Genomic DNA, 15149 nt, shown 5'->3' on the forward strand with positions numbered 1-15149 from the left:
CGGCGGAGCCGCATATGTCACAGCCCCGCGCCCCTACGGGGCGCCCCCCCCGGCGCGCCCCCCTGACCCCACCCGCACCCCCATCCCGAAGTTCGGAGGCCTTATGCCCCGCACCACACGCTCTCTCAGACCGCGGACGGCGCTGCTCGCGCTCGCCGTCCTCGCCGTTCCCCTCGCCCCGTCGGCGGCCGCCGCGCCGCCGTCCACCCAAGTCGCTGAGGAGGAAGCCGTGTCCGGCCGGCTCCCCGTCGTTTCGCCGACCCCGCAGCACATGGCCCGCGCGGGCGACGACGTCCCGCTCGCCCGCGAAGCCGAACTCGTCGTCGGGGAAGGCACCGACCCGGCGGCCAAGGAACGCGTCACCGAGATCCTGCGCGCCCACGGAGTGCGCGACATCGACGTACGGGCGAAGACGTCGGGCGGCGCCCCGCTGACGGTGCTGCTCGGCCCGGCCACCCGTCCCGACATCGCGAAGGCGCTCGGCGCGACCAAGGTGCCTGAGCAGGACGAGGGCTACGCGCTGCGGGCCGGGCACCGCACCGTCGCGCTCGGCGGCACGGACGCGACCGGGCAGTTCTACGCCGCCCAGACCCTGGGCCAGCTCATAGCGCGCGGCCGCATCGCGGGAGCCGAGGTCTCCGACTTCCCCTCCATGGCGCTGCGCGGCAGCATCGAAGGGTTCTACGGCCCGCCCTGGACCGAGGCCGAACGCCTCGACCAGATGGACTTCCTGGGCGACACCAAGGCCAACACCTATGTGTACGCGCCCAAGGACGACCCCTACCACCGCGAGAAGTGGCGCGAGCCCTACCCGGCGGACAAACTCGCCGAGCTGGGCAAGCTCGTCGACCGCGCGACCGCCAACCACGTCCGCTTCACCTTCGCGGTGTCGCCCGGCGGGTCCATCTGCTACTCGGACCCGGCGGACGTCAAGGCGCTGACCGCGAAGCTCCAGGCGCTGTACGACCTGGGCGTGCGGTCCTTCTCGGTCCCGCTGGACGACATCAGCTACACCAAGTGGAACTGCGAGGGCGACAAGGCGAAGTTCGGTGAGCCGGGCCGTGGCTCCGCGGCCAAGGCGCAGGTGGGTCTCCTCAACACCATCCAGCGGGACTTCATCGCGCAGAAGGAGGGCGCCAATCCGCTGCAGATGGTGCCCACCGAGTACGGCGACCTGACGGACACCGCGTACAAGCAGACGATGCGGGCCGAGCTGGATGGCGCGGTGGAGGTGATGTGGACCGGGACGGACGTCGTCCCGCCGGAGATCACCAACGCGCAGGCGGAGAAGGCCGCCGAGCTGTTCGGGCGGAAGGTGTTCGTCTGGGACAACTACCCCGTCAATGACTTCGCGCGCACGGCGGGGCGGCTGCTCCTTGCTCCTTACGACAAGCGGGAGGCGGGTCTTTCGGGGCATCTGAGCGGCATCGTCTCCAACCCGATGAACCAGGAGGCGGCGAGCAAGCTCGCCGTCTTCACGATGAACGACTTCTCCTGGAACGACCGGGGATACGAGCGGGCGCGGTCGGCGCGGCAGGCTGCGCTGTATCTCGCCGGGGGCGATGAGCGGATCGCCGACGCGGTGCAGACGTTCGTGGATCTCAACCATGCGGCGCCGACGTTCGGTGAGTCGAACTGGCAGCCGCAGTCGCCGGTGCTCGGGCCGAAGCTGGACGCCTTCTGGAAGCGGTACGAGAGTGACCCCTCCGGGGCGGTACGGGAACTGCGCCCCACGGCTCGGGAGATCGAGCGGGTCCCCGCGGTGCTGCGGGACGGTCTGCCGGACCCGCTGTTCCTCCACGATGCGAAGCAGTGGCTGGACGCCACGGAGCTGTGGGGCGCCGCCCTGAGGCATGGGCTCGCGGCGCTGACCGCGGAGCAGTCGGGCGACGCGGACGCCGCGGCGAAGTCGCTCGCCGCGATGGAGGAGGCCGCCGGGCGGGCCTCCTCGATCCAGGTGGACCCGGCGGAGCATCATCAGCACGGGCCGGTGAAGATTGCGGATCCGTTCCTGGGTGAGTTCGTGGAGGGGGTGCGGGAGAGGGTCTAGCTCTGGCTCTGTGGTCCGCCGCGGGCCGGTGGGGGCTTCCCTGCCCCGCCGCTCCGCGGCGGATCTTTCCCGCCCACCCACCCGATTACCCCGCAGCACGGGGCGAATCCCGCAGCGCGGGAGGGGTGGGTGGGCGGCTCCGTCCGTCCCCGCTGCCCCCGTTGTGGGCAGGCGTTCCGCACGGCGAGTGGGGTCTCCCCTGCTCGAGCGAAGCCGAGAGCTTGGGGAAGGGTGGGCACAACGCCAGCTGCCGGGTGCCGATGGACGGGGCGTCGGGCTCGGGGCAGAGGCGTGACGTTGCAGTGACTGATACGTCAGTCAGAGGCGCAATCGCAGGGTATATCCGACCGCAGGCCCACCGAGATTGCGGTCAGCGCAACGCGAAGGTACCGTGCCCGGCATGCAGCAAGACCCCGAGGTGGCGGACCGCGTCCGCAAAGTCATCGCCGACGCCGGCACGACCCAGCGCGAATTCGCCCGCCGCATCGTGATGGACCCCTCCAAGCTCTCCCGCTCCCTCGGCGGCACCCGCCGCTTCACCGCCGCCGAACTCGCCCGCATCGCGGACACCGGCGGCGTCGACGCGGGCTGGCTCCTGGGCACCCAGACGACCACGCCCCCCGCGAAGCGCGAACGCACCGCCGTCCCGGAAGGCGGCCGCCCCCTCCAGATCGTCCGGGAGACGGTGCGGCTCGTCGCCGAGCGGGGATTCCACGCCGTCCGCGTGGCCGACATCGCCGAGGCCTGCGCCACCAGCACTGCCGCCATCCACTACCACTTCCCCGGCCGCGACGACCTCCTCGAAGCCGCCGTCCGCTGGTGCATGGACGAGGACACCGCCCGCCGAGCGGCCCGCGTCGCGGACGCCGCCGACGCCGCCGACGAACTGCGCCAGCTGATCGAACTGCAGATCCCCCGCACCCCGCAGCAGCGCTGGCAGTGGAGCGTCTGGCTCGACCTGTGGGCCGAGGCCGCCCGCTCGACCGCCGTCGGCCGGCTGCACGCCGACTACTACCGGCAGTGGCGCGCCACCGTCGCCGATGTCATCCGGCGCGGCGTCGACCAGGGCGTGTTCCGCCTCGCCGACCCGCACTCGGCGGCGCTCAGACTCACCGCCCTGATCGACGGCCTGGCGACACAAGTCCTCGCCTCGACTCCCGGCGACGACGGCACGTCCCCCGACGACATGCACGAGGCGCTTCTCGGGTACGTCGAGTCGACGCTCACCGTGCCCCGCCCGCGGAACTGACCGCGCGCCGCTTCACCAACGTACGCATCAACCAACACCAAAGGCCCCTACTCCAGGGAGAGTTCACCATGCCCGTGAACCAAGACGTCATCATCACCGCCGCCCTCACCGGCGCCGGCGACACCGTCCGTAAGAGTCCGCACGTCCCCGTCACGCCCGAGCAGATAGCCAAGTCGGCGGTCGAGGCCGCCGACGCGGGCGCCGCCGTCGTGCACATCCACGTCCGCGACCCCGAGACCGGTGATCCATCGCGCGACCCCCGCCTGTACCGCGAGGTCGTCGAGCGGATCAAGGAGACCGGCACCGACGTCGTCATCAATCTGACGGCGGGCATGGGCGGCGACCTGGTCATCGACCCGGTCCAGCCGCTGAAGGAGCTCGGCGAGCTGCCCGGCACCGATCTCGTCGGCGGCCTCGACCGCCTCCCGCACGTCGAGGACCTGCTCCCCGACATCTGCACCCTCGACTGCGGCTCCCTCAACTTCGGCGACAACCTCTACATCTCCACCCCCGACATGCTCCGCCAGGGCGCCAAGCGCATCCAAGAGCTGGGTGTGCGGCCCGAGTTGGAGATCTTCGACACCGGTCAGCTGTGGTTCGCCAAGCAGCTCATCGCCGAGGGACTGCTCGACAACCCCACCGTCTTCCAGCTCTGCATGGGCATCCCGTGGGGCGCCCCCGCCGACCCGGGCGTCCTCCAGTCCATGGTCAACATGCTGCCCGAAGGCGCCCAGTGGGCCAGCTTCGCGCTCGGCCGGATGCAGATGCCGTGGGTCGCCCAGTCCATCCTGCTCGGCGGTCAGGTCCGCGTCGGCCTCGAGGACAACCTGTACCTCGGCAAGGGGAACAAGGTGACGAACGCCCAGCTTGTTGAGCGTGCCGTGCAGATCACCGAGAACCTCGGCTCGCGTGTCGCGACTCCCGATGAGGCCCGCCAGAAGCTGGGCCTCAAGCGGTAGCGCTTCGCTGGATTGTGCGGCCATTCGTCTGCGGTGTCGCTGTGGCTGGTCGCGCCGTTCCCCGCGCCCCTTCGGGGCGCCTCCCCGCGCCCCGCGCAGCAAGAAAGGACCCCCCTCATGACCACCACGACCACCCCCGAAGAAGTACGCCGCGTCGCCTGCGTAGGCGCCGGTGTCATCGGCGGCGGATGGGTCGCGCACTTCCTGGCCCGTGGCTATGACGTCACCGCCTGGGACCCGGCCCCCGACGCCGAGCAGCGGCTGCGCCGCCTCGTCGACGCCGCCTGGCCCGCACTGACCCAGCTCGGCCTCGCCGAAGGCGCCTCGCAGGACCGGCTCACCGTGACCGCCACCCTCGAAGAGGCCGTCGCCGACGCCCAGTTCGTGCAGGAGAGCGCCCCCGAGAAGCTGGAGCTCAAGCGCGACCTGCTCGCCAAGCTGGACGCCGCCGCGCCCGCCGGAGTCGTCATAGCCTCCTCCACCTCCGGCTACCCGATGACCGACATGCAGACCGAAGCGGCCACTCCCGGCCGCCTGGTCGTCGGGCATCCCTTCAACCCGCCGTACCTGATCCCGCTCGTCGAGGTCGTCGGCGGGGAGCGCACCGACGCCGAGGCCGTGACCTGGGCATCCCGCTTCTACGAGGTCGCGGGGAAGTCCGTCATCACCATGAAGGACGAAGTCCCCGGCTTCATCGCCAACCGCCTCCAGGAGGCCCTGTGGCGCGAGGCCCTGCACATGGTCGCCAACGGAGAGGCCACCGTCCAGGAGATCGACGACTCGATCACCGAAGGGCCGGGCCTGCGCTGGGCGTTCATGGGCCCGATGCTCACCTTCGCGCTCGCGGGCGGCGAGGGCGGCATGGCCCACATGCTCGACCACTTCGGTCCGTCCCTGAAGTCGCCGTGGACGCGCCTCGAAGCACCCGAGCTCGACAAGAAGCTGTACGACGCCGTGGTCGCGGGCTGCGACGACGCGGCGGACGGCAGGACCATCGCCGACCTGGTCGCCGAACGCGACCAGGGAGTCATCGACGTACTGCGGGCGACGGGCCGTCTGCCGCAGCAGCGGAAGGAAGCCAAGTGACCGACACCACCGCCCAGTTGCCGCTTCTGCGCCGTACCGTCCGGCCCGAGTGGATCGACTACAACGGCCACATGAGCGAGGCCTTCTACGTCCTCGTCTTCGGCTATGCCACCGACGCCATGATGATCGAGACGGGCCTGCACGCGGGCTACCGCGAGTCCACCGGCTGCTCCCTCTACACGGTCGAGGCGCACATCCGCTATCTGAGCGACGTCGCGGAGGGCTCTCAACTCGTCGTCCGTACCCGCATGTTGGGCGCGGACGCGAAGAAGGCGCGCTTCACGCACGAGATGTACGTCGTCGAGTCCACCGGGGAAGGGGCGGCCGAACCCGCCCCGGACGCCACCCCCGTGGCGACGACGGAGCTGCTCGCCCTCCACGTCGACCAGAACGCGGGCCGCACCACGCCCTTCCCGGACGAGATCCGCGAACGCCTCACCGGCCTCGCGGAACCGGCCCCGGAATGGGCGGGCCGCTCCATCGCCACGGTCGGCGGCTGAGGGCGGTCACGCGGCCAGCGGTGTGCCGACGCCCAGCAGGGCGAGGAAGGCGGCCGCCGCGGGAGACGGGGTGAAACGGCTCCAGACGAGGCGCTCCACCCGCACCGGACCGTTGGTGACCGGGACACCGCGCATGCCCGGCAGTTCGGCGGCGAACGCGGCGGGCAGCAGGGCGATGCCGAGGCCGTGGCGGACCATCCTGGCCAGCAGTTCGACGCCGGACACCTCGAAGGCGACCTCGCGGCGCAGCCCGGCCGCCGCGAACGCCTCGTCCGACTGGGCACGGGCGGCGCTGCCCGCGGCGAAGTCCACGAACACCTCGTCGACGATGCGGCTCAGGTCCACCTCGCGCTCCGCGGCCAGCGGGTGGTCAGGGGCAACCACGGCGACGTGCTGCCCATGGGCGAGTTCCAGGTCGTGGACGCCCTGTGTCCGGAACCCGGGCTGCACGCCGAGGAACGCCGCGTCGAGCCCGCCGTCGCGCACCTGCTCGACGAGCCGCTCGCTGGCGCCGGTCCGCAGGCTGATCCGCACCTGGGGGTAGCGCAGGCGGTAGTCCCGCAGCACCGCCGCGAGATCGACGGCCGTCACGGTGGGGATCGAGCCGATGACCAGCGTGCCCCGTATCTCGCCGGTGGCCGCCGCCACCTCGGCCCGAGCCCGCTCGGCCGCTTCGAGCGCCTGGCGGGCGGCCGGCAGGAACGCCTCCCCCGCGGCGGTCAGCCGGACCCTGCGGCTGGTCCGCTCAAACAGCCGGGCACCCAATTCCTTCTCGAGCCGGGACACTTGATGGCTCAGCGCGGACTGGACGACATGGCACCGCTCGGCGGCACGGGTGAAGTTCGCGGTCTCCGCCACCGCGAGGACGTAGCGCATCTGCTGGAGCTCCATCTGATCCATCGTGAAACACGATGGATCAGATGACAAGCATGTGTTGGACCGATGGGTTCATGGCGGGCGATGCTGAAGTCACCGACATCAACGCCTCGGCGCCCCCGGCGCCCCGACCCCGCGGAGACACCCCATGCGCGTGATCGCCTTCGACCACCTCGTCCTGAACGTCGCCGACATCGAGCGCTCACTCGCCTTCTACACCGGCCCGCTGGGACTGGAACCGGTACGGGTGGACGAATGGCGGGCCGACAAGGTCCCCTTCCCTTCGGTGCGGGTGAGCCCCACCACCATCATCGACCTCGTCACGGCGCCCGCCGGAGAGCCGGTGGGCAGCAACGTCGACCACATCTGCCTGGTGGTCGAACCGCTCGAGTGGCAAGAGGTCATCGAATCCGGCGTGTTCACGGTGGTGGACGGTCCAGGCAAGCGCTTCGGCGCCCGGGGCACCGCGATCTCCCTGTACGTGCAGGACCCGGACGGCAACACCGTGGAGCTGCGCTGGTACCCGAAGGAGGCCTGAACCGACCTCAAAGGACGCCTGGCCGACCCCTTGCTGTCACCCCGTCGTCGGCCGGTACGCGTACACGGAGGTCACCACCAGGCAGGGCACCGGCGGCACCACTTCGACGCGCAGAGTGCGGCGCGCGGAGTCGTAGTCCACGCCTTCCGTCTCGAACGTGCCGCGGCAGATGCTCCGTTGTGGCGCGGCGAACAGGCTGGTCACCTTGCCCGTGACGGGCTTCCCGTCGAGCGCGTGCGCCAGGTCCACCTGGAGGATCGGGCGGTCCTCGGGGAACAGCTCCTTGGACGCGTCGTTCGAAGCGCACACCAGACGGGTGTCCGACACGAAGTCGCAGCCCTGGATGTCGCGCACCGGCTTGTCGAGCGTGATCTGTCCGGCCCGGGGGAGTGCTCCGCCGGTGGGCGGGGTCGAGGAGTTGAGGAGCGGGGCGGGGAAGACCTGGAGCCGCGGCTGGTCGCCCCATTCGCCGGACACCAGCCACTGCTTGTCCGGTGAGACGGCGGCGAAGGAGTTGTTCAGTTTCTCGCCCGCGTCGAGCTGGTGCTCGTAGAGGTGGCGCTTGCCGTCGGGCGTCGTGACGGCGAACATCTTCGACTTCGCGTCGTCGCCGCCCTGATAGGCGTCCACGGTGTGGCCGTCGGCGATGTCCGGGTCGCCCACGTGGGACCAGCCCTTGGTCCGCAGATCGAGCGGTATCGAGCCGAGGCCCCGGTAGAGGAGGCTGCCGTCGGCGCGGCTTGCCAGGCCCTGGCTGCCGGTGAGGGAGTTGACGGTCGAGCTGCCCGACTCCTGCCAGCCGCCGGGGGAGCGGGGTGCGGTGTCGGCGGATGCGGTGCCGCCGGTGGCCATCGCCGTGGTCAGGGTGAGCGCGGTGAGCAGGGCCGCGGATGTCTTGCGTGCTTCGGGTGCCTTCAAACGTGTCATTGGGTGCGCTGCCTCCGTGGGGGGTCGATCGCTGCCGGGCAATCGTACGTAACGTGACCTCTGTCGACCGGTGGGTTCTGACACGTCGACAGATGTGCGTGAGGTGGCCGTCAGATGGTGCGACAGAAGGTGGTTGAGACGTGAGGCTGGTCATTCTCGGTGGTGGCGGATTCCGCGTCCCGCTCGTGTACGGGGCGCTGCTCGGCGATCACGCCGAGGGCCGGGTCACCGAAGTCGTGCTGCACGACCTGGACGCGGCGCGGCTCGGGGCGGTCACCCGCGTGCTTGCCGACCAGGCCGTGGGGGTACCGGACGCGCCCGCCGTCACGGCCACGACCGATCTCGACGAGGCCTTGCGCGGCGCGGACTTCGTGTTCTCCGCGATCCGGGTGGGGGGCCTCGAAGGGCGTGCGGCCGACGAGCGGGTCGCGCTGGCCGAGGGGGTCCTCGGGCAGGAGACGGTGGGCGCGGGCGGCATCGCGTACGGGCTCCGCACCGTGCCGGTCGCCGTCGACATCGCCCGGCGGGTGCGTGAACTCGCCCCCGACGCCTGGGTGATCAACTTCACCAACCCGGCGGGGCTCGTCACCGAGGCGATGTCCCGGGAGCTCGGCGATCGCGTCATCGGCATCTGCGACTCTCCGGTGGGCCTGGGGCGGCGGGTGGCGCGCATCCTCGGCGGTGACCCGGACTCGGCGTTCATCGACTACGTGGGCCTCAACCACCTCGGCTGGCTGCGCGGCCTGCGGATCGACGGGCGGGACGAATTGCCGCGGCTGCTCGGCGACGACGCGCTGCTCGGCTCGTTCGAGGAAGGGCGGCTCTTCGGGGCGGAGTGGCTGCGGTCATTGGGGGCCGTGCCGAACGAGTACTTGCACTACTACTACTTCAACCGCGAGGCGGTGCGGGCGTACCAGGAGGCGGAGCAGACGCGGGGGGCGTTTCTGCGGGACCAACAGGCGCGGTTCTACGACGAGTTGGGACGGGGAGAGGTTTCTGCTTCCTCCTCCTCGTCCTCGGCCTGGAAGGCCTGGGACGCGACGCGGGCGGAGCGCGAGGCCACGTACATGGCGGAGAACCGGGAGGCCGCGGGGGTGGGAGAGCGGGCGGAGGAAGATCTCGAGAGCGGGGGATACGAGAAGGTCGCCCTTGCTCTGATGCGGGCCATCGCGCGTGACGAGCGGGCCACGCTGATCCTCAACGTCCGTAATCGCACGACGCTTTCGGCGCTGGACGGTGACGCGGTGATCGAGGTGCCGTGCTCCGTGGACGCGAACGGCGCCCACCCCATGGCGGTGGATCCGCTGCCCTTGCACGCGACGGGTCTGGTGTGCGCGGTCAAGGCGGTCGAGCGGGAGGTCCTCGCGGCGGCGTCCAGCGGCTCACGCGCCACCGCGGTGAAGGCGTTCGCGCTGCATCCGCTGGTGGATTCGGTGGCGGTGGCGCGGCGGTTGGTGGAGGGGTACCGGGGGGTGCATCCGGGGCTGGCTTATCTGAACGGGGCGTAGTCGGCCTGGGGCCCTCTGCGCTTCTGGCCGCCCCGGCTGTGGGCAGGCGTTCCGCAGGGCGGAACGGGTGGGCACAGCCCTGGCTGCGGGGCTCCGATGAAGCAGGGCGGCAGGGCAGGGCCGGGGCACAGCAGGCAGGTCACTTCGTCCGCCGGCGTGCCTCCCGCACCTCGCGGTCGATGGCCCAGGCGTCGGCGACCGGCCCGAGGTGGCTGAGCTTGTCGGGGTTGATCACCGAGCGGATGGTCTGGATCTGGCCGTCGAGCACATCGAGGGCCAAGGTGTGGAGCACCTTGCCGTCCCGGTCGCGGAAGACCGCCCCGGGCTGGCCGTTGACCTCGTGCGGCTCGAACGTCACGTCGATCCGGGTCAGCAGGGGGTAGACGGAGGCGAGCAGCCGGGCCACGTTCTCGGCGCCCATGACGGCCCTGGCCAGCTGCGGGGCCTTGCCGCCGCCGTCCCCGACCATCGACACGTCGGCGGCGAGCAGACCCTGCAGGCCGACCACATCGCCTTCCCGGAGGGCGTCGAGGAACCGCGTCGCCAGCTCCTGCCGCTCCTGGCGATCCGCTGCGAACCGAGGCCGTCCGTCCCGCATGTGCCGCCGCGCCCGTACGAGGAGCTGCCGGCACGCCGCCTCCGACCGCCCCACCGCCGCGGCGACCTCGTCGAAGCCGAAGCCGAACACCTCCCGCAGCACGAACACCGAGCGCTCCAGCGGGCTGAGCCGCTCCAGAAGCAGCAGCGCCGCCATCGACACCGAGTCGGCCAGCTCCGCCGAGCGTGCCGGGTCCTGATAGGGGTCGGTGAGCAGCGGCTCCGGGAACCAAGGACCGACGTACTCCTCCCGCCTCACCCGTGCGGAGCGCAGTACGTCGATCGAGATCCGCGTCACCGCGGCGGACAGGAACGCCTTGGTCGACGTGGGCCGGGTCGCCGAGCCGTCGAAGCGCAGCCAGGTCTCCTGCACCGCGTCCTCGGCCTCGCCCACGCTGCCCAGAATCCGGTACGCGATCGAGAACAGCAGCGGGCGCAGCTCCTCGAACTCCTCGACCTTGCTCACGTCGACTCTCCTTTGCGGCGGGCCCGTTCGGCGCGGGCGTCTTTCTGTGTGTCTTTCTGGTGTGTCTTTCTCGGCTCAGTGCAACTGACCGACCTTGTAGTCCCCGGCCGGGTACTGGGTGATGATGTTGAGCCGGTTCACCGTGTTCATGAAGGACACCAGGATCACCAGGGCGGTGAGCTGCTCCTCGTCGTAGTGCTTGGCGGCCCGCGCCCACACCTCGTCGCTGACCCCGGTGCCCGCGTCCGCGACGCGGGTCCCCTGCTCCGCGAGCTCCAGCGCGGCCCGCTCGGCCTCGGTGAAGACGGTGGCCTCCCGCCACGCCACCAGCAGGTTCAGCCGCACCGCGGTCTCCCCGGCCGCGGCGGCCTCCTTGGTGTGCATGTCGATGCAGGCGGCGCAGCCGTTGATCTGGCTCACGCGCAGCGCCACCAACTCCTGCGTCGCGGCCGGCAGCGACGACTCCTTGAGCGCCTTGCCCGCCGACATGAAGTACTTGAGGGCCTTGCCGGCGGTCGGGCTTGCGAGGCAGTTCAGTCGCGCGTCCATGGTGTGCTCCATCCGTGATCGTCAGTGGCTACACCCCCTGAGACGAGGTAGCCCGACGCCCTGTGACACGGACGCGCGTTTCAGTCCTGATCGCCGTGCCGGCCGCCGGGTTCCACCGGGGTCGCGCCGGGGCGGGTCCACTGCGGTACGGGGCGGCCGGTCGGGCCCCAGGTGGCGTTCCCGTCCGCGTCCGCGCTCCAGAACCAGCACGACTCGTGCCCCTCGGGCCAGCCTTCGGGCTTGTCCTCCCAGGCCTCGCCGCGGCCGTAGGGCGTCATGTCGAGCAGGCCGAAGGAGCCGTTGACCGGCTCGTTGCCGCGGCCCGTCGTGGAGTAGGTGAGGAACACGCGGTCGCCGTCGCGCAGATAGCAGGTGAGGTAGCCCATTTCACCGCCGACCGGCTCCTCTACGCCGCGCACCGAGTACCAGGGCTGGGTGTAGCCCATGAACTCGACGTACGGGGCCACCTCGTCCCAACGGCCGGTGGTCACGATGGCGAACGAGACGCCGCGGGCGTTGAGATAGACGGCGTCCTTCGCGTGCCAGGCCGTTGTGGTGCAGCCCGCGCACTGCCCCTGGTGCGGCTCTCCGTCGTGCCACATGTGCTTGTAGACCACGAGCTCGTCGCGCCCCTGGAACAGTTCCAGGAACGGGACCGGGCCGTCGGGTCCGACGACCTCGACCGTCCCGTCGAACTCCACCATCGGCAGCCGGCGGCGGGCCGCGGCGATCGCGTCGCCCTCGTGGGTGTGGGCCTTCTCGCGGACCAGAAGCTTGTCGCGTTCGGTCTGCCAGGTGTCCAGGTCGACGATGGGCGGCCGGCCGGTCAGCGCGGTGGTCGGGTCGTCCGGTGCGGTGGTCATGGTGTGTCCTCCGTGGTGTCTCGTGCCGGGCGGCGTCTGCGACCATCACCAGATGGCGTCTGTGACGGTCACCAGCTAAAGACTGTTCACCAGATACAGACTCGCGACCCGGCGGGAACTCATCGCGGCGGGGGCGCATTCGGTCGAGCGCAAGCGCGCGGACACGCTCTGAGATGATCACCGGATGAGCCCCGTCATCGCCATCGGATCCGCCGCCGCAAGGCCCTGCACGCTCGTCGTCTGCCGAGGCTGCTGCTGCGGAAACGCCCGCAAGAACCCCGGCATCGACCACGAATGGCAACTGGCGCGGCTGCGGGCCGCCGCCGCAGAGTCGGCGGGCCGGTTCGCCGTACGGACGAGTGAGTGCCTCGGGCCCTGCGGACAGGCGAACATCATCGTCGTACAGCCGTCCGCGGCAGGACGCCGCAAAGGCGGCCGAGCCGCATGGGTCGGCTTCGCCGTCGACGACGAATCGCTCGACGAGATAATCGCCTGGGCCGAGGCCGGCGGGCCCGGGTTCGCTCAGCCGTCGGCCACCCTGGAGCTGCAGCTGGTCGAGCCCGGGAAGGCCTGATCAGGCCGCCTACAGGGGCGAGTTGATCAGGCCGCCGTCGGGGAACTCTCGAGGACCTTGTCCAGGAAGCCGTGCAGATTCGCCACCGTGCGGGCGTTCTGCTCCTCGAGGGTGAGGCTTTCCTCGAAGCGGCGGGCCAATGCCGTCGTCTTCTTGCCGCGTACGTAGAGCGAGCAGGCCAGGTCCGCGCAGATGTAGATGCCGACCGAGTTGCCCTGCCGGCCCGCGGGACCGGACAGCGGAGCGACCAGCAGGGTGATGCCCGAGCCGGACTGCGGGGTCACGCAGACCGAGCAGATGCTGGACTTGAGCATGCTCTTGCGCGCGCCGGTCGACGCCCGCAGCGCGATGCCCACGTACGCCCCGTCCCGCTCCGTCACGACATAGCCCCGGTCCGGGGCCTTGGGGTCGCGCCAGCCGAGGAAGTCAAGGTCTGACCAGGGCGTCTCGGTGAAGCCGGCGGGGAGTGTGAGCCGGCGGGCCTCGCCCTTGGAGCAGTTGACGAAGGACGCGCGGATCTCTTTCTCGCCGATGGGTTCCATGATCCGGAAGTTATCAACGGGCGGCTGTCGGCGTCTTCTCCTTTTCGTGGGGGATGACGAGTTGGACCTCGCGGACGCGATCACACTCCTGCGGGAGCAGGTCGCCGAGGCCCAGCGGCGCGTGGCCACCGATTGCACAGCGTCAGAGCCCGGCCCCCGGAACCCGCGCCGCCACAAACCGCGTCCTGCGCCGCAGCCGGAAGCCCAGCGACTCGTACAACCGGATGGCGTCGGTATTGCGCGCCGACGTGTGGAGGAACGGGATCTCGTCGCGAGCCCGGATGCCGGCGGCCACCGCGAGGACGAGGCGGGAGGCCAGGCCCTCGCCGCGGTGGGCCGGGTCGGTGCACACCGCGCTGATCTCCGTCCAGCCCGGCGGATGCAGCCGCTCCCCGGCCATGGCGATGAGGGCGCCGCCCCGGCGTATGCCCAGGTAGGTGCCGAGTTCCACGGTTCGGGGCAGGAACGGGCCCGGCTGGGTGCGTTCCACCAGGTCCAGCATCTCCGGTACGTCGGCGGGGCCGAGGCGGACCGCTTCCGGATCCGGCGCGGGGGCCACCGACTCGTCGACCAGCTGGACGCCCTCCATGTCGAACGTGACCTCCCACCCTTCCGGCAGCGGCGCCCGGACACCGGGCAGCGGCACCTCGGCGCCCGGTCCGGCGAGGCGCGCCAGGTCGGCCCAGTCGTCGGGGCCGGGATCGTCGGGCAGGGCCAGCCACGGAGACACGTCGAGCTGGTACCGCAGGACCCGGCCGCGGCGCTCGGCGAAACGGGCGTGCGGTCCGGCGAGCGCTCCGTAGGCCGGGTTGTCCAACGGGTGGGCGACCGCTTCCGGCGGGCGTTCGGGGCTCGCGAGGCCGGGCCGGACGGTGGTCACGCGCTCACCTCGATCACGATCTTCCCGCGGGCGTGGCCGCTCTCCACGGCCCGCAGCGCCTCGTCGGCGCGGTCGAGCGGGTACGTCGCCGACACCTCGGTCCGCAGTACGCCGTCGACGGCGAGCCGCGCAACCGCGTCAAGGACCTCGCTGGTCCGGGCCCGTGCGACCGGCGCCCCGCCCAGTTCTGCGATCGTCTCCTTGGCCGCCGCCGTGATCAGCTTCGCGCGGTCGGTCAGGAGTGGTGCGACGGCCACCACGTCCGCGCCGCCGACCAGGTCGAAGACCGCGTCCACCTGCCCGCCCGGTGCCGCGGCCCGCACCCGTTCCGCCAGATCGGGACCCGGCGTCACGTGGATCGCGCCCAGGGACTCGACGAAATCCTTCTTGCCCGCGCTCGCCGTGCCGACGACCCGGATGCCGAAGTGCCGCGCCAACTGCGCCGCGGCCACCCCGACCCCGCCGCCGACCCCGGTGATCAGGAGCGTCGCCCCGGCGGGCAGGCCGAGCTGACGCACACCGTCGTACGCCGTCGCCGCCGCGACCGGCAGCGCGGCGGCCTCCGTGAACGTCAGGCCCTCCGGCTTGTGCGTGGCGATCGACACGGGGAGGAGCGTGTGCTCGGTGTACCCGCCCGTGACCGGGTTGCCGAACACCGCGTCACCGACGGCGAATCCCTCGACGCCTTCGCCCACCCGCTCGACCACACCGGCGACCTCGCTGCCCAGGACCTCGGGGAACGCGGCGGGCGGCGAGCCCGGCCGACGCTTGCCCGCCCGCAGCTTCCAGTCGACGGGGTTGACCCCGGCCGCCCGTACCGCGACGAGGAGTTGACCGGGGCCGGGCTCCGGGGGCGCCTGCTCGACGAAGGCCTCCACTTCAGGACCGCCGTGCCGGGTGAATACGTACGCCTTGGACATGTGCTCCCTCGCTCTGAGCTCTGAGGTCTGAGGTCTGAATCGACGCAGGCCGTGTGAGTGCCCAC

The 15149-nt window shown here is 71.2% G+C and carries 16 protein-coding genes; 8 read left to right on the forward strand and 8 right to left on the reverse strand.

Annotation, left to right across the window (positions count from 1 at the left end):
* The first annotated feature begins 103 nt into the window (after positions 1 to 103).
* The 5 genes from OG453_RS33205 (at position 104) to OG453_RS33225 (ending at position 5844) form a co-directional block, all read left to right on the forward strand.
* Positions 104 to 2050 (forward strand): beta-N-acetylglucosaminidase domain-containing protein, encoded by a 1947-nt coding sequence (locus tag OG453_RS33205; protein ID WP_266872256.1) that lies wholly within the window; start codon positions 104 to 106, stop codon positions 2048 to 2050.
* Positions 2051 to 2450: 400 nt separating this feature from the next.
* Positions 2451 to 3299, forward strand: coding sequence for a TetR/AcrR family transcriptional regulator (locus tag OG453_RS33210; protein WP_266872257.1), 849 nt, complete (start codon positions 2451 to 2453; stop codon positions 3297 to 3299).
* A gap of 68 nt (positions 3300 to 3367) precedes the next feature.
* Positions 3368 to 4258 (forward strand): 3-keto-5-aminohexanoate cleavage protein, encoded by an 891-nt coding sequence (locus OG453_RS33215; RefSeq protein ID WP_266872258.1) that lies wholly within the window; start codon positions 3368 to 3370, stop codon positions 4256 to 4258.
* A gap of 117 nt (positions 4259 to 4375) precedes the next feature.
* Positions 4376 to 5344, forward strand: coding sequence for a 3-hydroxyacyl-CoA dehydrogenase NAD-binding domain-containing protein (locus tag OG453_RS33220; RefSeq protein ID WP_266872259.1), 969 nt, complete (start codon positions 4376 to 4378; stop codon positions 5342 to 5344).
* Positions 5341 to 5844: a thioesterase family protein gene (locus tag OG453_RS33225; protein WP_266872260.1), complete on the forward strand. Its 504-nt coding sequence runs from the start codon at positions 5341 to 5343 to the stop codon at positions 5842 to 5844. Before OG453_RS33220 ends, OG453_RS33225 begins: the two co-directional genes overlap by 4 nt.
* A 6-nt stretch (positions 5845 to 5850) precedes the next feature.
* On the opposite strand, the gene OG453_RS33230 is transcribed toward OG453_RS33225, so the two are convergent.
* Positions 5851 to 6735, reverse strand: coding sequence for a LysR family transcriptional regulator (locus OG453_RS33230; protein WP_266873217.1), 885 nt, complete (start codon positions 6733 to 6735; stop codon positions 5851 to 5853).
* 133 nt (positions 6736 to 6868) lie between these two features.
* Here OG453_RS33230 and OG453_RS33235 point away from each other — a divergent pair, with 133 nt between their 5' ends.
* Positions 6869 to 7258: a VOC family protein gene (locus tag OG453_RS33235; protein WP_266872261.1), complete on the forward strand. Its 390-nt coding sequence runs from the start codon at positions 6869 to 6871 to the stop codon at positions 7256 to 7258.
* Positions 7259 to 7294: 36 nt separating this feature from the next.
* Here OG453_RS33235 and OG453_RS33240 read toward each other — a convergent pair whose 3' ends face one another.
* Positions 7295 to 8110, reverse strand: a complete 816-nt coding sequence (locus tag OG453_RS33240; RefSeq protein ID WP_266873218.1) for a hypothetical protein — start codon at positions 8108 to 8110, stop codon at positions 7295 to 7297.
* Between the two features lie 215 nt (positions 8111 to 8325).
* Between OG453_RS33240 and OG453_RS33245 the strand changes: the two genes are divergently transcribed.
* Positions 8326 to 9693: a 6-phospho-beta-glucosidase gene (locus tag OG453_RS33245; protein WP_266872262.1), complete on the forward strand. Its 1368-nt coding sequence runs from the start codon at positions 8326 to 8328 to the stop codon at positions 9691 to 9693.
* Positions 9694 to 9832: 139 nt separating this feature from the next.
* Here OG453_RS33245 and OG453_RS33250 read toward each other — a convergent pair whose 3' ends face one another.
* The 3 genes from OG453_RS33250 to OG453_RS33260 form a co-directional block, all read right to left on the reverse strand.
* A complete protein-coding gene (locus OG453_RS33250) occupies positions 9833 to 10756 on the reverse strand; it encodes an RNA polymerase sigma-70 factor (RefSeq protein WP_266872263.1) in 924 nt (307 codons plus the stop codon).
* A 75-nt stretch (positions 10757 to 10831) separates the two neighbouring features.
* Positions 10832 to 11305 carry a carboxymuconolactone decarboxylase family protein gene (locus tag OG453_RS33255; protein ID WP_266872264.1) on the reverse strand — a complete coding sequence of 158 codons (474 nt, stop codon included), beginning with the start codon at positions 11303 to 11305 and terminating at the stop codon, positions 10832 to 10834.
* Between the two features lie 80 nt (positions 11306 to 11385).
* A complete protein-coding gene (locus OG453_RS33260) occupies positions 11386 to 12168 on the reverse strand; it encodes a DUF899 domain-containing protein (protein WP_266872265.1) in 783 nt (260 codons plus the stop codon).
* 184 nt (positions 12169 to 12352) lie between these two features.
* Between OG453_RS33260 and OG453_RS33265 the strand changes: the two genes are divergently transcribed.
* The gene (locus OG453_RS33265; RefSeq protein WP_266872266.1) at positions 12353 to 12742 is read left to right on the forward strand and encodes a (2Fe-2S) ferredoxin domain-containing protein; all 390 of its coding nucleotides are present in this window, start codon (positions 12353 to 12355) and stop codon (positions 12740 to 12742) included.
* A 26-nt stretch (positions 12743 to 12768) separates the two neighbouring features.
* Here the strand turns inward: OG453_RS33265 and OG453_RS33270 are convergent, their stop codons facing one another.
* The 3 genes from OG453_RS33270 to OG453_RS33280 all read right to left on the reverse strand — a co-directional run bounded on the left by OG453_RS33270 (position 12769) and on the right by OG453_RS33280 (position 15084).
* Positions 12769 to 13284, reverse strand: coding sequence for an FBP domain-containing protein (locus OG453_RS33270; RefSeq protein ID WP_266872267.1), 516 nt, complete (start codon positions 13282 to 13284; stop codon positions 12769 to 12771).
* 142 nt (positions 13285 to 13426) lie between these two features.
* Positions 13427 to 14164: a GNAT family N-acetyltransferase gene (locus tag OG453_RS33275; RefSeq protein ID WP_266872268.1), complete on the reverse strand. Its 738-nt coding sequence runs from the start codon at positions 14162 to 14164 to the stop codon at positions 13427 to 13429.
* Positions 14161 to 15084 carry an NADP-dependent oxidoreductase gene (locus tag OG453_RS33280; protein WP_266872269.1) on the reverse strand — a complete coding sequence of 308 codons (924 nt, stop codon included), beginning with the start codon at positions 15082 to 15084 and terminating at the stop codon, positions 14161 to 14163. Before OG453_RS33280 ends, OG453_RS33275 begins: the two co-directional genes overlap by 4 nt.
* Positions 15085 to 15149: the final 65 nt, after the last annotated feature.

The organism is Streptomyces sp. NBC_01381 (genome assembly GCF_026340305.1).
Lineage (GTDB): Bacteria > Actinomycetota > Actinomycetes > Streptomycetales > Streptomycetaceae > Streptomyces.

Bases quoted from the DNA above. Each gene is read 5' to 3' on its own strand.
- OG453_RS33205 (WP_266872256.1), top strand. From the start codon at position 104: ATGCCCCGCACCACACGCTCTCTCAGACCGCGGACGGCGCTGCTCGCG.
- OG453_RS33210 (WP_266872257.1), top strand. From the start codon at position 2,451: ATGCAGCAAGACCCCGAGGTGGCGGACCGCGTCCGCAAAGTCATCGCC.
- OG453_RS33215 (WP_266872258.1), top strand. From the start codon at position 3,368: ATGCCCGTGAACCAAGACGTCATCATCACCGCCGCCCTCACCGGCGCC.
- OG453_RS33220 (WP_266872259.1), top strand. From the start codon at position 4,376: ATGACCACCACGACCACCCCCGAAGAAGTACGCCGCGTCGCCTGCGTA.
- OG453_RS33230 (WP_266873217.1), bottom strand. From the start codon at position 6,735: ATGGAGCTCCAGCAGATGCGCTACGTCCTCGCGGTGGCGGAGACCGCG.
- OG453_RS33235 (WP_266872261.1), top strand. From the start codon at position 6,869: ATGCGCGTGATCGCCTTCGACCACCTCGTCCTGAACGTCGCCGACATC.
- OG453_RS33240 (WP_266873218.1), bottom strand. From the start codon at position 8,110: ATGGCCACCGGCGGCACCGCATCCGCCGACACCGCACCCCGCTCCCCC.
- OG453_RS33255 (WP_266872264.1), bottom strand. From the start codon at position 11,305: ATGGACGCGCGACTGAACTGCCTCGCAAGCCCGACCGCCGGCAAGGCC.
- OG453_RS33260 (WP_266872265.1), bottom strand. From the start codon at position 12,168: ATGACCACCGCACCGGACGACCCGACCACCGCGCTGACCGGCCGGCCG.
- OG453_RS33265 (WP_266872266.1), top strand. From the start codon at position 12,353: ATGAGCCCCGTCATCGCCATCGGATCCGCCGCCGCAAGGCCCTGCACG.
- OG453_RS33270 (WP_266872267.1), bottom strand. From the start codon at position 13,284: ATGGAACCCATCGGCGAGAAAGAGATCCGCGCGTCCTTCGTCAACTGC.
- OG453_RS33280 (WP_266872269.1), bottom strand. From the start codon at position 15,084: ATGTCCAAGGCGTACGTATTCACCCGGCACGGCGGTCCTGAAGTGGAG.